Source organism: Paraflavitalea pollutisoli, from assembly GCF_029360705.1.
Taxonomy (GTDB): domain Bacteria; phylum Bacteroidota; class Bacteroidia; order Chitinophagales; family Chitinophagaceae; genus Paraflavitalea; species Paraflavitalea pollutisoli.
The window spans coordinates 173,089-189,936 of the sequence record NZ_JARKMX010000001.1 but is presented as its reverse complement, the minus strand read 5'-3'; the positions used below and the strand labels follow the sequence as shown (position 1 = coordinate 189,936).

At 44.9% G+C, this 16,848-nt stretch carries 13 protein-coding genes; 6 read left to right on the top strand and 7 right to left on the bottom strand.

Going from position 1 to position 16,848, the window contains the following annotated elements; genetic code table 11:
- Positions 1 to 61 precede the first annotated feature (61 nt).
- Complete coding sequence (locus P2W70_RS00810) at positions 62 to 535, top strand: GAF domain-containing protein (RefSeq protein ID WP_276479514.1); 474 nt, start codon at positions 62 to 64, stop codon at positions 533 to 535.
- 68 nt (positions 536 to 603) lie between these two features.
- Here P2W70_RS00810 and mnmG read toward each other — a convergent pair whose 3' ends face one another.
- The 4 genes from mnmG to ybeY form a co-directional block, all read right to left on the bottom strand.
- On the bottom strand, positions 604 to 2,466 hold the full coding sequence (gene mnmG, locus P2W70_RS00805; protein WP_276479513.1) for a tRNA uridine-5-carboxymethylaminomethyl(34) synthesis enzyme MnmG: 1,863 nt from the start codon (positions 2,464 to 2,466) through the stop codon (positions 604 to 606).
- Between the two features lie 1,463 nt (positions 2,467 to 3,929).
- Positions 3,930 to 4,532, bottom strand: a complete 603-nt coding sequence (locus tag P2W70_RS00800; RefSeq protein WP_276479512.1) for an alpha/beta hydrolase — start codon at positions 4,530 to 4,532, stop codon at positions 3,930 to 3,932.
- Entirely contained in the window at positions 4,493 to 4,864 is a 372-nt protein-coding gene (locus P2W70_RS00795) for a hypothetical protein (protein WP_276479511.1), read from the bottom strand. Before P2W70_RS00795 ends, P2W70_RS00800 begins: the two co-directional genes overlap by 40 nt.
- A 276-nt stretch (positions 4,865 to 5,140) precedes the next feature.
- Positions 5,141 to 5,584, bottom strand: coding sequence for an rRNA maturation RNase YbeY (gene ybeY, locus P2W70_RS00790; RefSeq protein WP_276479510.1), 444 nt, complete (start codon positions 5,582 to 5,584; stop codon positions 5,141 to 5,143).
- 145 nt (positions 5,585 to 5,729) lie between these two features.
- Here ybeY and P2W70_RS00785 point away from each other — a divergent pair, with 145 nt between their 5' ends.
- From P2W70_RS00785 to P2W70_RS00770, 4 genes are all read left to right on the top strand, one after another.
- Positions 5,730 to 5,960: a FeoA family protein gene (locus P2W70_RS00785; protein ID WP_276479509.1), complete on the top strand. Its 231-nt coding sequence runs from the start codon at positions 5,730 to 5,732 to the stop codon at positions 5,958 to 5,960.
- 98 nt (positions 5,961 to 6,058) lie between these two features.
- Complete coding sequence (nadD, locus tag P2W70_RS00780; protein ID WP_276479508.1) at positions 6,059 to 6,634, top strand: nicotinate (nicotinamide) nucleotide adenylyltransferase; 576 nt, start codon at positions 6,059 to 6,061, stop codon at positions 6,632 to 6,634.
- A gap of 249 nt (positions 6,635 to 6,883) precedes the next feature.
- Positions 6,884 to 7,801, top strand: coding sequence for a serine hydrolase (locus P2W70_RS00775; RefSeq protein ID WP_338119776.1), 918 nt, complete (start codon positions 6,884 to 6,886; stop codon positions 7,799 to 7,801).
- A 52-nt stretch (positions 7,802 to 7,853) separates the two neighbouring features.
- A complete protein-coding gene (locus P2W70_RS00770) occupies positions 7,854 to 9,125 on the top strand; it encodes a chromate transporter (protein ID WP_338119775.1) in 1,272 nt (423 codons plus the stop codon).
- A gap of 69 nt (positions 9,126 to 9,194) precedes the next feature.
- Here P2W70_RS00770 and P2W70_RS00765 read toward each other — a convergent pair whose 3' ends face one another.
- From P2W70_RS00765 to P2W70_RS00755, 3 genes are all read right to left on the bottom strand, one after another.
- Positions 9,195 to 9,440: a hypothetical protein gene (locus P2W70_RS00765; RefSeq protein ID WP_276479505.1), complete on the bottom strand. Its 246-nt coding sequence runs from the start codon at positions 9,438 to 9,440 to the stop codon at positions 9,195 to 9,197.
- Positions 9,441 to 9,687: 247 nt separating this feature from the next.
- A complete protein-coding gene (locus P2W70_RS00760; RefSeq protein WP_276479504.1) occupies positions 9,688 to 10,320 on the bottom strand; it encodes a response regulator in 633 nt (210 codons plus the stop codon).
- 57 nt (positions 10,321 to 10,377) lie between these two features.
- Entirely contained in the window at positions 10,378 to 13,452 is a 3,075-nt protein-coding gene (locus P2W70_RS00755) for a ligand-binding sensor domain-containing protein (RefSeq protein ID WP_276479503.1), read from the bottom strand.
- Between the two features lie 697 nt (positions 13,453 to 14,149).
- Here P2W70_RS00755 and P2W70_RS00750 point away from each other — a divergent pair.
- Positions 14,150 to 16,846: an MGH1-like glycoside hydrolase domain-containing protein gene (locus tag P2W70_RS00750; RefSeq protein ID WP_276479502.1), complete on the top strand. Its 2,697-nt coding sequence runs from the start codon at positions 14,150 to 14,152 to the stop codon at positions 16,844 to 16,846.
- Positions 16,847 to 16,848 lie beyond the last annotated feature (2 nt).

Below are 16,848 nucleotides of genomic sequence, written 5' to 3'. Positions count from 1 at the left end.
GAAATGTGGATATAGCCTAATTATATTATATTTAATACTAATGTAAGTTAATAAGTTTATTATGGCAGAAGATTTGGTTTTGGCGGAGGGAAGTAAGGAAGAGCAATATGAAGTTCTTATACCACAGATAAAAGGTTTACTGGACGGCGAACCGGATTTGGTAGCCAACCTCGCAAATGTTGTGGCCGCGCTGAAGGAACAGTTCGGTTGGTTTTGGGTCGGGTTCTACCTGGTGAAAAATGACGAGCTGGTGCTGGGACCATTTCAGGGACCAGTTGCCTGTACGCGTATTCGTTTTGGAAAAGGTGTTTGCGGTAGCAGTTGGGAGCAGCAAAAAACATTGATTGTTCCTGATGTCGAAAAGTTTCCTGGTCACATTGCTTGCAGTAGTTTATCCAGGTCAGAGATTGTAGTTCCGGTAATGCGTGATGGAAAGGTCGTGGCGGTATTGGATGTGGACAGTAGTGCGTTGAACGAGTTTGATGTTGTGGATGCAAAGTTCCTGGAGGAGATCGTAGAGGAGATTGCTTTTTAATTTTTGTGTGCAATAAAAAAAGTCACCAGGGCACAGATGCGCTGGTGACTTTTTTTATTGCTCTTAGGCTAACGTCCCATATAGACCATTAGAATTTGAACATCGCTTGGATTAACACCACTGATGCGGCTTGCCTGTCCAAGTGTTCGTGGACGTATGCGTTTGAATTTTTGCAAAGCTTCATTGGAGAGTGCAGCCACCCGTGCATAGTCAAAGCTATCTGGTATTACCAGGTCTTCGAGCTGGCTCATTCTTTTTACGATCTCTTTTTCTTTCTCGATATAGACGTCGTACTTGATCTGTATTTCTGCCTGCTCGATAGCATCGCGGTCAAAACCTACCAGAGCGTTTTTTATTGTGGGCAGCTGTTGCTGCATGTCGACCAGTGATATATTGGGACGAAGCAAGACCTGGAGACTTTTTTGTTTGTGGGGCATCGGAGCTGAGTTTTTCGACTGGAGAAATTCATCAGCCTCCAAAGGATCCAGCGATAGGTCTTTTAGTATGGATTTTATCTTTTCGGTGCCTTCCCTTTTTTCGATGACTTTATCCATTCGCTGCTGATCGGCCAGGCCCAGCTTGTAGCTGAGTTCTGTCAAACGTAAATCCGCATTGTCTTGTCTTAACAAGGTCCTGTATTCCGCACGTGAGGTAAACATGCGGTAGGGTTCTTCGGTACCCTTGCTTATCAGATCATCTATCAGTACACCAATGTAGGCATCACTCCTTTTCAGAATAACTGGTTCCAAGGCTCTTGCTTTTTGGTGGGCGTTGATACCTGCCATCAATCCCTGGCATGCGGCTTCTTCATATCCGGTCGTTCCGTTAATCTGTCCTGCGAAGAATAGGTTGCTGATGATCTTGGTTTCAAGTGCATGAGTAAGTTGAGTAGGTGGAAAGTAGTCATACTCGATGGCATAGCCAGGACGAAACATTCTTACAGTCTCAAAACCCGGTACAGTCTGCAGCGCCTTGTATTGTACATCTTCTGGTAGGGAGGTAGAGAAGCCGTTGACATATATTTCAACAGTGTTCCAGCCTTCCGGTTCTATGAATAACTGGTGTCTGTCTCTTTCGGCGAAGCGATTGATCTTGTCTTCAATGCTTGGGCAATACCTTGGCCCTACACCTTCAATTCGGCCGGTGTACATAGGACTGCGATCGAACCCGGTTTTGAGGATGTCATGCACATCCTGATTTGTATAGGTGATCCAGCAACTTCTTTGTTCGGTAGGTTTTGCTACATGTTTGTAAGAGAACCCGACAATTTCCTCGTCCCCTTTTTGCTCCTCCATTTTAGCGTAGTTCAAACTACGACCATCAACACGGGGAGGAGTTCCGGTCTTTAACCGATCACTTTCGAAGCCCAGTTCAACCAGTTGTTCTGTGATACCAGTGGCGGCTGTCTCTGCTACTCTACCCCCGCCGAAACGTTTTTCTCCAATGTGGATGACCCCATTGAGAAAAGTTCCGCTGGTGATCACTACCGACTTGGCTTTTATTTCATGTCCTAACCCGGTGATAACACCACAAGCTCTTTTGTCTTTTATCAGGAGAGACTTGACCATATCCTGGTAGAAGTCAACGTTGGGAGTTAGTTCGAGCATTTCCCGCCAGGTAGCAGCGAAGAGCATGCGGTCATTTTGGGTTCTTGGACTCCACATCGCTGGTCCTTTGCTCTTGTTGAGCATGCGGAATTGGATCATACTTTTATCAGACACTATACCGGAGTATCCTCCTATAGCATCGATTTCTCTCACTATTTGACCTTTTGCGATTCCGCCCATGGCAGGATTGCAGCTCATCTGTGCGATGGTCTGCATGTTCATGGTTATCAAAAGGACCTTTGAGCCAAGGTTGGCTGCAGCTGCTGCTGCCTCGCAACCCGCGTGTCCGGCACCTGCTACTATTACATCGTATTCTGGAAACATAGGGTGCAAAATTACACTAATAGCTGGGTTTCTCTATTTCACTGTTCCACGTGGAACTGATTTATTGTGGCTGTAAGAGTAAGGTATTAGCTGAAACGAATTCTGCCTCTGTTAGCTTTTTGGTTGGCGCTGGACTGGAATGATGATGTTAGATAATCTGTAGATACTTTCTAGTTGATATGGTTATAACCCGTAGATAAGCCGTATCTATATAAGGACGGCTTATCTACGGCTTATCTACAGCTTATCTACGGGTTATGTACGGCTTATCCTCTCTTTCGTAGACAAGTAAAAGATGGTCTTGTGTGAAATTTTTGGGGCCTGGGCCATCAGTTTTATAACCAGTCGAATGATATGGAGGTGAATAATCGTAGCGTGATGTATGTTCTAATATCTGTTTGAATGGCTTATCTGATAGCCGTAGTAGGGTCATGTAGATATACCGGATAGTTTTTTATAGGTACCTGTTACCCTATGGTATTAATTTGGAAAGGTGGACACATATACGTCTTTCATGTGAGTGGAGTGAATCTTCGTTTTAAGAATGTGATGAACCACTGTGCTATAACCCTGGTGTTGGGCTGTTCTTTTGTGTGTCTTGGAGGTGTTGTTTGTCTTAATTACCTCTGGTATGTACGGACTCCTGGGATTTGGACGATCGATTGCAGGACCTTCTATAGGTTTCTTTGATCTTTATTGTTGGGAGAATTGCTAGTGGGCCTTTTAACGACCACAGAGAGGACCTTGCTTATAGATATTGGAATTGGTAGGGTTTTACTAGAGTTGAAAGTTGTCCGATTGTGATTTTTACCAGGGATAATGTTATATAGAGGGATTGTCTGTTTTTTGAATACCACGGGTTTATAGTGGGGACGATGGGATCGTTCCACGTGGAACGAATACAATTTCACAGTGTTACGGGAGTAGTTCCAAAGCTTTCTTATTATCCTAGTCTTCAGGTTTAGCAGCCGACGCCAGTAGTAGATACTTCTATGCCTGGGCGAAGTCTTTAAGTAAAGTATAAGCCTTCCCTATGAGGTAATTGGTGCGCTTGTAAGAATCCCGTGAGCGTCTGGGCTAACATCTTCTCCCATTACCTTGAATTGAAATAGAGCCTTTAATCCCTCCGCTACCTAGTACTTATTCATCACGGAGAATCTACCCAACTCATAGTATATATTGATGGGTTTATATTCCATTCAGGAAGTTAGTGGTAGAAAGGTTCTTCGCCTTCTGTAGATATTTCCAACTCCTTAAAAGGTCATTGGAAAGCAAGTTAGCCAGGTAGATATAGCATTCGATAAGGTTGGCTTTACCTAAATCGGTTCCCATTTCTTTAGATTCACTCTGCAGGATGGCTTTTTCGAGGTATTTAATGGCTAAATCCTTGAGACCAATCCTATTGTAATGCATGCTAAATTGAAGATTATACCAACTCTTTCCACGCCCATCGTCGTAATAGTTCAGTAAGCTTTTAAGCTTGTGGTATCGTTATGCTCAATGGCTAGGGGTAAAAACCTATTGTAATAGGTTGGGGTTTTAAGTGGCGACATGTGATATATCCTAACCACTTCATCAAGGACTACTTCAAATACCTTTCCTGCATGATCGGTCGGCCCTACCTCCTGGTAAGGGGTGTAAAATTGATACAAATGATTAATAGCCCTTTGAAGTGACAGGGTAATAATGTTGGTGTGGTCGCCACCCTCGATAGTGTCAAACCGGAAGGCGAAATGCGTGGAGTCCGGGGCCTTTACTTTATCCGCTATTTCCTTTCCATAGTTCAGCCTTCGTTCCATATCACTCTTCCCTACGCCCAGATAATAGAATGTGTGGCGCTTTTGAACCCAGTTTTTCATGGCTGGGGTTAATTCAAACGCAGGAGATTGCGGGCCTATTCTTTCCGCTCCCATCAAAAGGTAACCACTAAACAGGGAAGGCTCATATTGAAACAGATAATTGCCATAACTGGCCGCATAGGAATGGCCCAGATAGGATCTAAAGGGGATAGTATGGTACTTGCTTTCTACAAAGGGAATAATCTCATCCCGAATGCAATCCACCATTCTTTTCCGGTAGGAGTCAACCGTCCATCATCGTATACAAATCCTATACGATCCATATTAGCCAGGATGTTTACGACGATAGTGGGCGGAAATGGATAGTTGGCGCTTTGAAAATAATTGAGCTGGGCTGCTATGTAATCTCCACTTACCATTCCATAGCCGAATGAATACAGTGCAGGTAAGGTTTGAAGGGTATCTCTATCCGCTGGTACGTATACTGTAAACCTGACCGGGGCCTTCAAGGCCGTTGAATAGAGCTGTTCTTCAACCTTTTGCTGAGCATTGACAGCTAAACCCGTAGCGATAAAAAAGAAGATTGACAGGTATCTCATGATTGCAAATAAGGCATCAGCAACCGGCCAAATTGTACTAATCAGACAGTAGAGAAAACAGATTACTGGTTCCTTTCCTATTAAACGATGGTATCAAATTGCCTTGTAATCACCCACCTCTGTAGTGTGAGGGCTTCAAGATCTTAAACGAACACAAAGAGGGACCGCAACAATGCTAATCTTTTTAGATTGATATTTGACGATAGCATAGCCAATTAAGTCCAGGCCAAAGATGTGGGATTTTGTAGGAAGATGGTGTATAAAGACAAGCCATCACTATTTAGCCAGATACTTTTTATATGCCGTTAAACAGCTACTTTCCTTAGACCGCATTAACTCCTCTTCCTTCTTCGTTTTGTCTTTATAACCACAGAGGTGAAGTACGCCGTGAAATATCACCCTGTGTAGTTCATCTGTAAGGGTAGTTTCAAACTGCCGGGCATTCTCTTTAACCCTGTCAATACTGATATAGATCTCGCCTGCTACTGCATGCTTAGGTTCGGCGAGGTTAAAGGTGATGATATCCGTATAATAATCATGCTGCAGGTACTGACGATTGATGTCAAGCAGATAATCATCGGAACAAAAGATATAGCGCAGCGATTCCATCGGAATACCTTCTTTCTTAAACAGTTTACGCAAGAAACTCTTCAATGTCAATCTGTTCTTCAGGGTAACCGATTCAAGGAAATGAAAATCTACAGGTTCAGTATTAGCCATAAGTTTTCGAAAATCGTAAGCATTATTAAAGTATACAAAGCTACATTTGTTGTTGGATCAACCAGCAGATTATAAGCATTGCGTAACGATCAATTTCCTTACACAGATGTTATTAGATATGTTGTTTGACTATAAATAAGGGAAAATGAAAAGATTATCGGAGTTAAGGTCGGGTGCCAGGGCAAAGATTATGTCTTTTGAAGATAATGACCTGTTCTTAAAGCTAATGGAAATGGGCTGTGTGCCGGGGGAGATGGTAAAAGTAGAGCAGATCGCACCGCTTGGTGATCCGATCTCTATCAGTGTTGCGGGCTACAACCTGAGTCTTCGCCTCAACGAAGCCGATAATATCTTTATTGAGGAACTCGCATCATAGTTGCCCTATCAGGCAGGTATGACTTGCCCGAAATGATTATGTACGATGTTATTATTCCAGCTTCCAATTTTTAGCAGCCTCTTATTCATCTGCCAGTTATGAAAGTCGGATTGTATTTCGGTTCATTTAATCCTATTCATCACGGTCACCTCATCATTGCACAACATGTAGTGCAAAACACCGATCTTGAACAGGTATGGTTTGTTGTATCCCCACAAAATCCATTGAAACCTTCTGCAGGTCTGTTGAATGAATTTCACCGCTTATACCTGATTCAATTATCAATAGAAGATACACAACATTTAAAAGTCACTGATATTGAGTTCCGCTTGCCCCGCCCCTCTTATACAGTAGATACCCTCACCTATCTCCGCGAAAAATATCCGCAGCATGAATTTGCAGTGATCATGGGGAGTGATAGTTTCGAAAACCTCCCGCGATGGAAAAACTACCATCATATTTTAGACAACTATCCCCTGTACATTTATAAACGGCCTGGCCATGAGGTAGAAGATCACTATGAAGGCAGCCGGGTATCAGTGCTACAAGCTCCTTTGTTGGAGATATCCGCAACACATATCCGGAATACCATCAAAGCTGGTAAATCGATCCGGTATCTGGTACCAGATAAAGTAGCGGAAGAGATCGAAAGAAACGGGTATTACAAGTCTTAGCCCGGGTATCTATTACAATACCTGGTACAGCGCTTTTCATGCTGTAACACCACCATAAATAAATTCGTTTATTACTAACGGTAATATATTACCTATTGGATGCTATAGTGCCTATGGTAGCGGGATAGTGGAACACTTCGTTTATACTACGGAGAGTAATGACCGATTTTTCGAAAGCCAATTCATTACTTTATTGACTTACTCAACATTTGCATCTAACCACTTATATTAGCTACAACTTCCCAAAAAATGCCATTTACTATGCAAAAGTGCAAGAGTCTACTCCTATGCCTGCTTTCCGGAATACTAATAAGCAACCTGTCGGCACAAACACGCACCGACAATCGACTCCAGCAAAAAATAGTCCATTTGGTACAACAGCAGCAAGTAAAGGGTACTGTAGGCATCTATGTAAAAAACCTACGCACGGGAAAGACTGCTGCTTATCAAGCCGACTCCATTTTTCCAACGGCTAGTATTGTAAAAGTTCCTATCCTCATTGGGATTATGGATAAGCTTGAAAAGGGTGAGCTAGCCTATAACCAGGAGCTCGAGTACAAAGACTCCTTATTGTACGAGGGCGAGGATATACTTGGCTCTTTTAAAAACGGGGAAAAGATTACCTTGGGTAAGGTGATCATGCTGATGTTGACCATGAGTGACAATACAGCCAGCCTTTGGCTGCAAAGCCTGGCCGGAACCGGTAACAGCATTAACCAATTGATGGATTCATTAGGATTGGCCAACACACGCGTCAATTCACGGACCGTGGGAAGGGAGCAAAACAGAAAACTTTTTGGATGGGGACAAACAACGCCCCGCGAAATGACCAGCCTGATGGAAATGATCTTTCGCGGTGAAGTAGTCAGCAAAAAGGCCAGTGAACGCATGCTACGCGTACTGGGTAGAAATTTTCATGATGGTAATGGGATTTCCCAGGTACCACCCTATGTATTCGTCGCATCAAAAACAGGAGAGGTAAATCAGTCCAGGAATGAAACAATCCTGGTCATGGCGCCCAGCGGCCCTTATGTATATACGATCCTCACTAAAAATCTGGAAGACCAAAGCTGGAAAGCATCTAACGAAGGTTGGGTTTTGTGTCGAAAACTGGCCGCCCTCCTGTGGACTTATTATGAACCGCACTCAAAGTGGAAACCTGAATGATCAAAGGCTTAGATAAGTTTAGTACCTTTCCTCCTTTGCCCGGATCATTTTAATGGTACTGTTACGACATATTTCCTTTTTAAAAGCTGTCTTTCTACACAGCATTTCGGCTTTCGGTGGCCCCCAAGGGCATTTCGGTATGGTAATGAAAACCTTTGTTCACCAGCGCCGGGATGTAACAGAAAAAGAAGTACTTGACTACAATTCATTTTGCCAGTTATTACCCGGCGCATCCTCTACACAGGTTTTAACGCTGATAGGGTATAAAAGAGGGGGCGTGCCATTGGCAGTGCTGACCCTGGCCATCTGGATCTTTCCTGCTTGCTTTCTCATGGGTGCTTTTTCATTCTTACTTCAGTATTTCGACACCAGGGCCCAGGGCGCCAGCATTTTTAAGTTTATACAACCTATGGCGGTGGGCTTCCTCGCATTCGCTGCCTCAAAGTCATTCAAACTAGCCATTCACAATACGATCACCATTGTGATCCTGATCGTAAGCGCGATCGTCACCTTCTTTCTGTTTAAAAGTCCATGGGTATTTCCGATTCTGATCGTTGCAGGTGGTTTTGTGACCAACCTTAGCGATAAGCGCATTCCACAAAAAGGGATTCCACCGAAACAGATCAAATGGGGAAATATCTGGTTGTTTGCAATATTGTTCATGGCTGCAGGTCTTGTGAGTGAGCTCGCCCGGACACAGGATTGGCCAAATCGGCGTCCGCTCAACTTATTTGAAAATACCTACCGCTTCGGAAGCCTTGTTTTTGGAGGGGGACAGGTACTAATCCCCATGATGTATGAACAGTATGTAGAAAGGCCCAAATCTGAAATGGTAATCAGAAAAAACCAGGATAAGAAGGAAAATGTAATTAGCATCGAGCGCGATGACTTTTACACCGGGGCAGGTATTGTTCGTGCCATCCCCGGGCCCGTGTTTTCCATTTCTTCCTTCATGGGTGGAATGGCTATGAACGACAAGGGACCAGCCTGGCAAATGCTGGGCTGTCTGATAGGCTCGATAGCGATCTTTTTGCCAAGTGCTTTATTAGTATTATTCTTTTTCCCCATATGGCATAACCTCCAACGCTATGCCGTTGTATTTCGTGCACTGGAAGGAATCAATGCAGTAGTAGTGGGAATCATGGTAGCTTCTACCTGCTACATGATGAAAGACATTTCCATCACGGAATTCAAAAGTATCAGTATACTAAATATCGGAGTCATCATTGGAACCTGGCTCTTACTTTCCTTTACCAGGTTGCCTTCACCGCTTATTGTATTCACCTGCCTCTTGCTAGGCTGGCTATCTGGCTTCTGGGCATAAAAAATCCCGCCTTACGGGACGGGATAGTAAACCACCCTTTGAGAAAAAACTGTCTGATTAATATTGTTGTTATATGATTCTATGGAAAAATCGGGCGTGAAAAACCAATTCATCAGCTCCATCGGCCCATCGACTCGCCACTTCGTTCATAACCCGTTCTGTATTGTTTTCGGTATCTCCGGGAGCTTCTGTTTTGTGCCATTCTTCTCCACATCCTTCCTGCGCTTTAGCCTTTTCGCTGCCGGCAGCAATGGCCAATAGAGCAAAGCAGCCAAGGAATGCTGCCATCGCAATTACCTGCATCGATTTTTTCATGGTGTGTTGTTGAGATACAAAATTACCTTTCAACCCCACAGCCGACAATAGCATAAAGATGTGAATTAAGGATAGGCTCCGAGGGGCAAATTCTTATGGCGGAGAATTGACGAAAATGATTCGGGAGCTCAAATTGGCCACTGCTGTAGGCAATGAGGGAAATACTGCCAGATATTGATAACGCTAACGGACACCTTTTACCGAAGAGTACCGGCAACCAAGTAAATTGTACTTGTTGGCTACCGGTTTAAACGATCTTATCCTTGAAGGCCTTGGCTACAGCTTCGCTTTTTGAATTGACGTGCAGCTTTTCATAGATCTTCTTAATATGGGAGCGGACTGTATCAATGGAGATAAACATTTCCGAAGCAATCATCTTATAGCTATACCCATTCACCAGCCATTGCAGCACCTGCTTTTCACGATCCGAAAGATGGTAATCGCTGCCAGTCTGGTTATGCACCTGGGAAAACATTTTCAATACCTGGGTGGCAATGGAAGAACTCATCGGAGCACCACCGGTATGCGCTTCCTGAATATACTCCAGAAGCTTGGCGGGAGGGGTCTTTTTGAGTAAATAGCCGTTGGCCCCAAACCTGATAGCGTCAAAGACATTTTTATTATCATCAAACACCGTGAGCATCAATATCTTAACATCCTGATTGCCCTGGCGGATCAATTGGAGACCCTCGATGCCATTGGTGCCGGGCATGTCAATGTCCATCAGGATCACATCAGGCTTCAAGGCCTCTACTTCGCTCACTACATTATTGCAGTTTTTGAAGGTTCCAATCACCTCAAATCCCTCAGAACCATTGAGCAGCATAGCCAGGCCTTCTCTCAATTGGGGATTGTCTTCGTATAAAATGATGTTGATCATCCCAGGTGTTATTTATCGCAAAACTACTTATTTATTGACCGGTCGGCAATCACATAATTATGTCACCGGCACATCCAGCAAAACCTTGGTACCCTTACCCGGCGCAGATTCAATCGTCAACGTTCCGCCCAGTGACTGGGCTCTTTTTTTCATATTGAATAAGCCATTTCCACCATCAGCCGACTGTACGTCAAAACCAATTCCGTCGTCTACTATTTTCATTACAAGACGTTCTTTCTGAATGGTTATGTCAATGCTGGCATTTTTACACCGGGAATATTTAGCCAGGTTATTCACGGCCTCTTTGAATAACAGGAAGAAGTCCCGGCGTGCCTCCATATCAAGTTTCAAGTGCTGCACTTCCTCATCCACGCGGAAGGTAAAGTCTATATTCCGTGCTTCCAGTACACCCGTAGCAAATTCCCGCATACGGGCAGCTATTCGTTGCATACTATCATTCATAGGGTTGATGCTCCACACGATGTCATCCATGGCTTCCATCATGCGACTACTGTTATCGCTGATCTTACCGAGATACTCGCTGGTCTTGGCGGTATCTTTATCCACCTTCATCTTCGCCATTTCACTTAGAATATTAATGGTGCTCAATGTCGAGCCCATATCGTCATGCAGGTCGCGCGCAATCCTTGTGCGTACCCGCTCCATGCCCAGCAATTGGTCAACCCGCAGCCTGTGAATAAAATAGATTAAAGCAGCGATGGCAATAACTACCAAAGAAAGAAACCACCAGGTTTGCCAGAAGGGGGGGCGAATATGGATCTTTAGATTCGTAATACTTTGCGATTGCACGCCATCGGCATTTTCACACATTACCCTGAATGTGTAGCGTCCTGGCGGCAAAGAGGTATAGTTCGCAAAAAGCCCTTTGTCGGGCCTGATCCATTGCTCGTCGATACCTTCCAATTGATAAGAGTAGACTATCTTGTCCCGCTGCAAAAAGCTGAGTGCTGCAAATTCAATCGTAATTGAATTTTGTGTATGGTCCAGTTCCACGCTTTCAAGCTTCATGATGGAATCGGGCGGAAGGTAATTATTGAACAACTTGAAATCCGTAATCGTGACATCCAGGGGTGGCGAAGAACTATAAGCCTTTTGTGGCTGGAAGAATACAAAGTTATGGGGATTACCAAAGACAAGTTTTCCATTGTGTAACCTGGTACTGGCATTGTGCCCGAAATTGCCATAGATAATGCCATCTTTCTGGTTGAAAAGCGTGAAGACTTTTCGTCTATGGTTATAGCGGCATATACCATCCGAAAGGCCCAACCATAAATTATTGTCGGCATCTTTCTCCATACTGGTAACACTCATACTGGGTAGGCCATCATCCGTAGTAATGTGCTGTATTTTACCGCTCCGTTGATTGAGTAGGTCCAATGCGCCCGAGCTGATAAAGAAAAGGCTGTCGTCATATTGGATGATATCGCCGGCAATGTCGGAATACAGCGATTGACCTTTACCACCTTGGGTATCGAAATGCGCCAGAATTTTTCCCGTACCCGGCTCCAATTTGTATACCCCTTTCATATGGGTACACAACCAAATAAAACCTTCGCTGTCGACCAGCATCTTGTAAACGATGGTATTTACATTTTGCATCAGGCGGAAGCCCTGTAGAAATGTTTTGCCATAACCTTTTTCGGGATTCCACTTAATGATATTTCCATATTGGGTAGCCAACCAAATATTTCCCATTTTATCCGCTGCCATTTGACGGATGGTTCGTCTATCTGTTTCCGGAACCTGGTAAAAATCGGAGTGTTGGGTCTTAGGGTCGTGAACGATCAAACGGCCATCCTGACATCCAACCCAGATACGGCCTGTCTTCTTCTCTTCCAATAAATCCCATTGCAGCGTAAAACCAGTCTCTCCAACCGGCATACCCTGCAGTATATTGTTTTTCACCGGCAGTAAATTACTGTCGCAGGAAAGTGTGCCCAGCCCCCAGGAAGCAATAAGTAACCCACTGTTGCTGGTTTGCAGAAAGGCATTGGGTTGCAGGTTTTGCCGGGAACTGGCAGTGGAGGTACCATCCATAACGATGCTGTGAAACAGTTGGCGGGCAGGATTAAATACATATACTCCTTCATTGGTACCGATCCAGGTGTTTTGTTCCCGGTCTTCATACATGCAATACACAACATCATACTTGATATCATAGTCATCAAAATAATCACTGCGCAGGTATTGAAAACGTTTGGAAAGCGTGTCTTGCACCATGAGCAATCTTTCACCATAAGTCCACAAAGCGCCGTCGGTCTGTTGTTTGAAACCATGCATTTCTTTGTATACACCTGTAAAAACAAACAAACCTGCCGTATCCCGGCTTAGGATATTGGAGCGGAGGTCATAGCTATAAAATTTTTCGTTGCCTCCGGGTTGCCAGGTGGTTAACCAAAAAAGCTGCCTGTTATCGATGTACATGACCGTAACCGGATCCCGGAACTTCGGATTTTCCAATATCGCCAGGCCCTCCTGGTTATGACCATAGTAACTCAGGTTTTTGGTGCGGGGGTTGAATAAGGCCAATCCAGAATCGGCTGCCAACCAGTAGCTACCGGTTTGTGGGTCTTCCAGGATACTGCGTACGCTCCATCCACGCGGAGTACGTATACGTGCTTCGTCCTTCCTAAAAGAATTTGTCTTCCAGTCGTAAGCAAGCACTCCGAGTTTTGTGATGATCAGGAAAATATTGCCTTTGCTATCCAGCCACAGAAAATACTCCGATCGCGGGGCCACCTCCCCACCCGTCTCGATGACGGCTTTTTTATACCGGAAGTTGACCGGATCAAAAATACCGACCTCTCTTTCCGTACGCACCCAAAAATGCTGGTTGATATCGCGGGCAATTTGACGGATAGGGGCCGCCGGGAGATAGTTCTGATCTCCAGCCGGTGGGCGAAACATCACCGCCTTTCGGCCATCGTATCGCTGAAGGCCATTTCCCGTGGCAAGCCAAATAAATCCTTTTTGATCCTGCAGAATGCTATAAACATGGTTGGAAGCAAGGCCATCTTTAGTCGAGAGCCTGGTAAAAACGTACTTCCGGTGCTGGGCCTGTAGCAGGCTGGGCAAAAAAGCCAGCAATACGCTATATGCTGTTAGTCTCAACAATGGGGGTGTATGTATAACCAAAAATAACTATCCCTGTATTCATTTTTGAATTTGTTTGACCAAACCACACAGATATGTGATACCACATAGTTGTATAATAGTACCAAATCCGGGGATAAATGGAGCTTTCTGGATATCAGGTGTAAGCGGAAGGCAAACAGTACAAAAAGCGAACACCTGTTTGTGACGATTCTCACATCTTCATGCTATTGTTACAAGCTGATCTAAAGCGCATTTTTGCTATGTCAAATGATTGAGACAAGCAGTATAGTTTACAGGACAGTAGTTTGAAAAGTGCCGTGAAAACGTAAAGCAATCACCAGCTACCAACGGGTGAAGGATGAAGTTGGTGATTGCTTTTAACCTTAGCCATTAGACTTTTCCTATAAAATAGCTATAACACAGGCAAGCAAGGTGTGCGTTAGATTTTGTGCGTCTGTTAAGGTGTCGGTAGAGGGTGGCCGGCACCTTATTTTTTATACAGCGTCCTAAACCACCAGCAAATCCAATTGAAGAAGTAGTATAAGCAATAGTTACAGGCAGGCCTTTTCCGGCGGGAAGAGGCCTTTTTTGTTTTTTAAACCTCGGTAAAGCCGTAAATTCACAATCATAAAACCTTATTCTTCAACGATGTTTGCCTGATTTGGCGATTGGCCCTATTTTACATTGTGGATTGTAGACTGAAAACATCATCATGATTACTGCAGAACATCAACGATTATCCGTCAACTCGACTAAAAAAATACCCCTCGAACAATGGGGACCCTACCTGAGTGAGCGCCAGTGGGGCACCGTGCGCGAAGACTATAGTATGAATAGCGATGCCTGGAATTATTTTCCCTTCGATCACGCACATTGTCGTGCCTATCGGTGGGGAGAAGATGGACTGGCAGGCATTTCAGACTTTTTCCAAAACCTGTGCTTCGGTCTCTCCCTTTGGAACGGTAAAGACCATATCTTGAAAGAGCGCCTGTTTGGTTTGGGCAACTATGAGGGAAATCATGGGGAAGACGTGAAGGAACTGTATTACCACCTGGACAACCTGCCCACGCATTATTACATGCAGTATTTGTACAAGTACCCGCAGCAGGCATTTCCGTATAATAAGTTGAAGGAAGAAAGCCGGCATCGGTCACGGCAGGAGCCGGAATATGAATTATTGGATACCGGCGTGTTCGACAACGATGAATATTTCGATGTACTCGTGACCTATGCCAAAGAGAATTCGAAAGACATATTTATAAAAATAGACATAACCAACCGATACAGCAAGGCAGCTGATGTGACCCTCGCCCCCAATCTGTGGTTTTACAATCGGTGGGCCTATGACCAATCTGAGAAGAAACCACTGATAACACGCCGTGATAAAACATCGGTTAAAGCTACCCATGGCCGGCTGGGCTCCTATTATCTATATTATATGCCGGCATCGGATAGCCTGATGACGGAAAATGAGACCAACCTGGAAATCGTATCTGGCCAACCCAATATCACCCCTTTCACCAAAGATGCTTTTCACCGGGCTATTATCAAGGGTGAAGACCTGGGTCCGCTTCGTCAGAAAAAGTCAGGAACCAAATTCGCCCCGGTGTACAAATACACCATCGAAGCCGGAGCCACCAAATCCACTTACCTGCGGTTAAGTGCCAAGATCTTCGAAAACCCCTTCCCAACGGGATTTACCAATATTTTCAACTCCCGTAAGGAAGAGGCAGATGCTTTCTATAATGCCGTATTGCATACGACGAAAGATGCCGAATGGAAACGCATCCAGCGTCAGGCACTGTCGGGTATCTTATGGAGCAAGCAATACTATCATTACGATGTGGAACGCTGGCTTACCACCAGTGATGGGATTACCGACGTCAATCCGGGTAAACTTCACGGACGCAATGCAGACTGGAAGCACCTCAAGAACCAGGATATTATTTCAATGCCCGATAAATGGGAGTATCCCTGGTATGCCGCTTGGGACCTGGCATTTCAGTGTATCCCCCTGGCGATGGTCGATCCCACGTTTGCCAAACACCAGCTCGTTCTTATCATGCGGGAGTGGTACATGAAACCAGATGGTCAGCTACCTGCCTACGAATGGAACTTTGGGGATGTCAATCCACCAGTTCAGGCATGGGCAGCACTGCAGGTATACCATATCGAAAAGAATCGTACCGGCAAGGGCGACATTGCCTTCCTGAAAAGGATCTTTCAGAAGCTTATCATCAACTTCACCTGGTGGATCAACCGCAAGGACTCCAACGGTAATAACATGTTTGAAGGGGGCTTCCTCGGGCTCGATAATATAGGCGTTTTCAACCGAAGCAGCGTATTGCCCGGTACCATGCAGCTGGAACAGGCGGATGGTACCAGCTGGATGGGGATGTACGCCCTCAACATGATGGACATGGCCCTTGAAATTGCCATGAAAGATGAGGCCTTCGAAGATACAGCCACAAAATTTTTCGAGCACTTTGTACTGATCGCAGAGGCGCTCAATGAAGCGGGGATGTGGAATGCTGAGGACAAGTTCTTTTATGATACCTTGTCGATTGCTGGATCCGCCCCACTCCACCTACGCGTTTATTCGATCGTCGGTCTCACCTCTTTGTTTGCCGTATCGATCATCGAAAAGAAAATACTGGATAAACTCGGCGACTTTAAGAAGCGGATCACCTGGTTTGAAACCTACCGGTTGAAAAATGGCCGCTTCTGGCCCAACGAAGAAAGAGCAGGTGGCGAACAGGTCTTGTTGTCGCTGGTACCCAGGGAAAAGCTGGTACAACTGCTCGAACGTTTACTGGATGAAGCGCAATTCCTGTCAGACTACGGTATACGGGCTTTGTCCAAGTACCATGAGCAAAATCCTTATGAGGTAACCATCAACGGGGTAGACTATAAAGTGCAATACGATCCGGGTGATTCTACCTCCGATTTTTTCGGTGGCAATTCCAATTGGCGTGGCCCCGTGTGGATGCCCATCAATTACATCATCATTGAGTCTATCAGACGCTTTGGAGAGTTTTATGGCGATGACCTGCTGGTAGAATGCCCGGTAGGATCTGGCAACAAAATGAACCTGGTACAGGTAGCAAATGAGCTTACTGTACGCCTTATAAAAATATTCGAAAAGAACGGGGAGGGCAAACGGCCTACCAACGGAGCCGAAGGCTGGTTTTACGAAAAGCCGGCTAACGAGCACCTTGTTCTTTTTTATGAATATTTCCATGGAGACACCGGCAGTGGTCTGGGAGCCAGTCACCAAACAGGCTGGACGGCCCTTGTAGCCAAACTGGCTCATATTCTTGGTGATGAAGAAGGTGAACGGGCCCGCAAAGCACGGGCGGCGATGGAAGATGCAGCCACTGATGCATCCGGCACCGATGTAATACATTAATG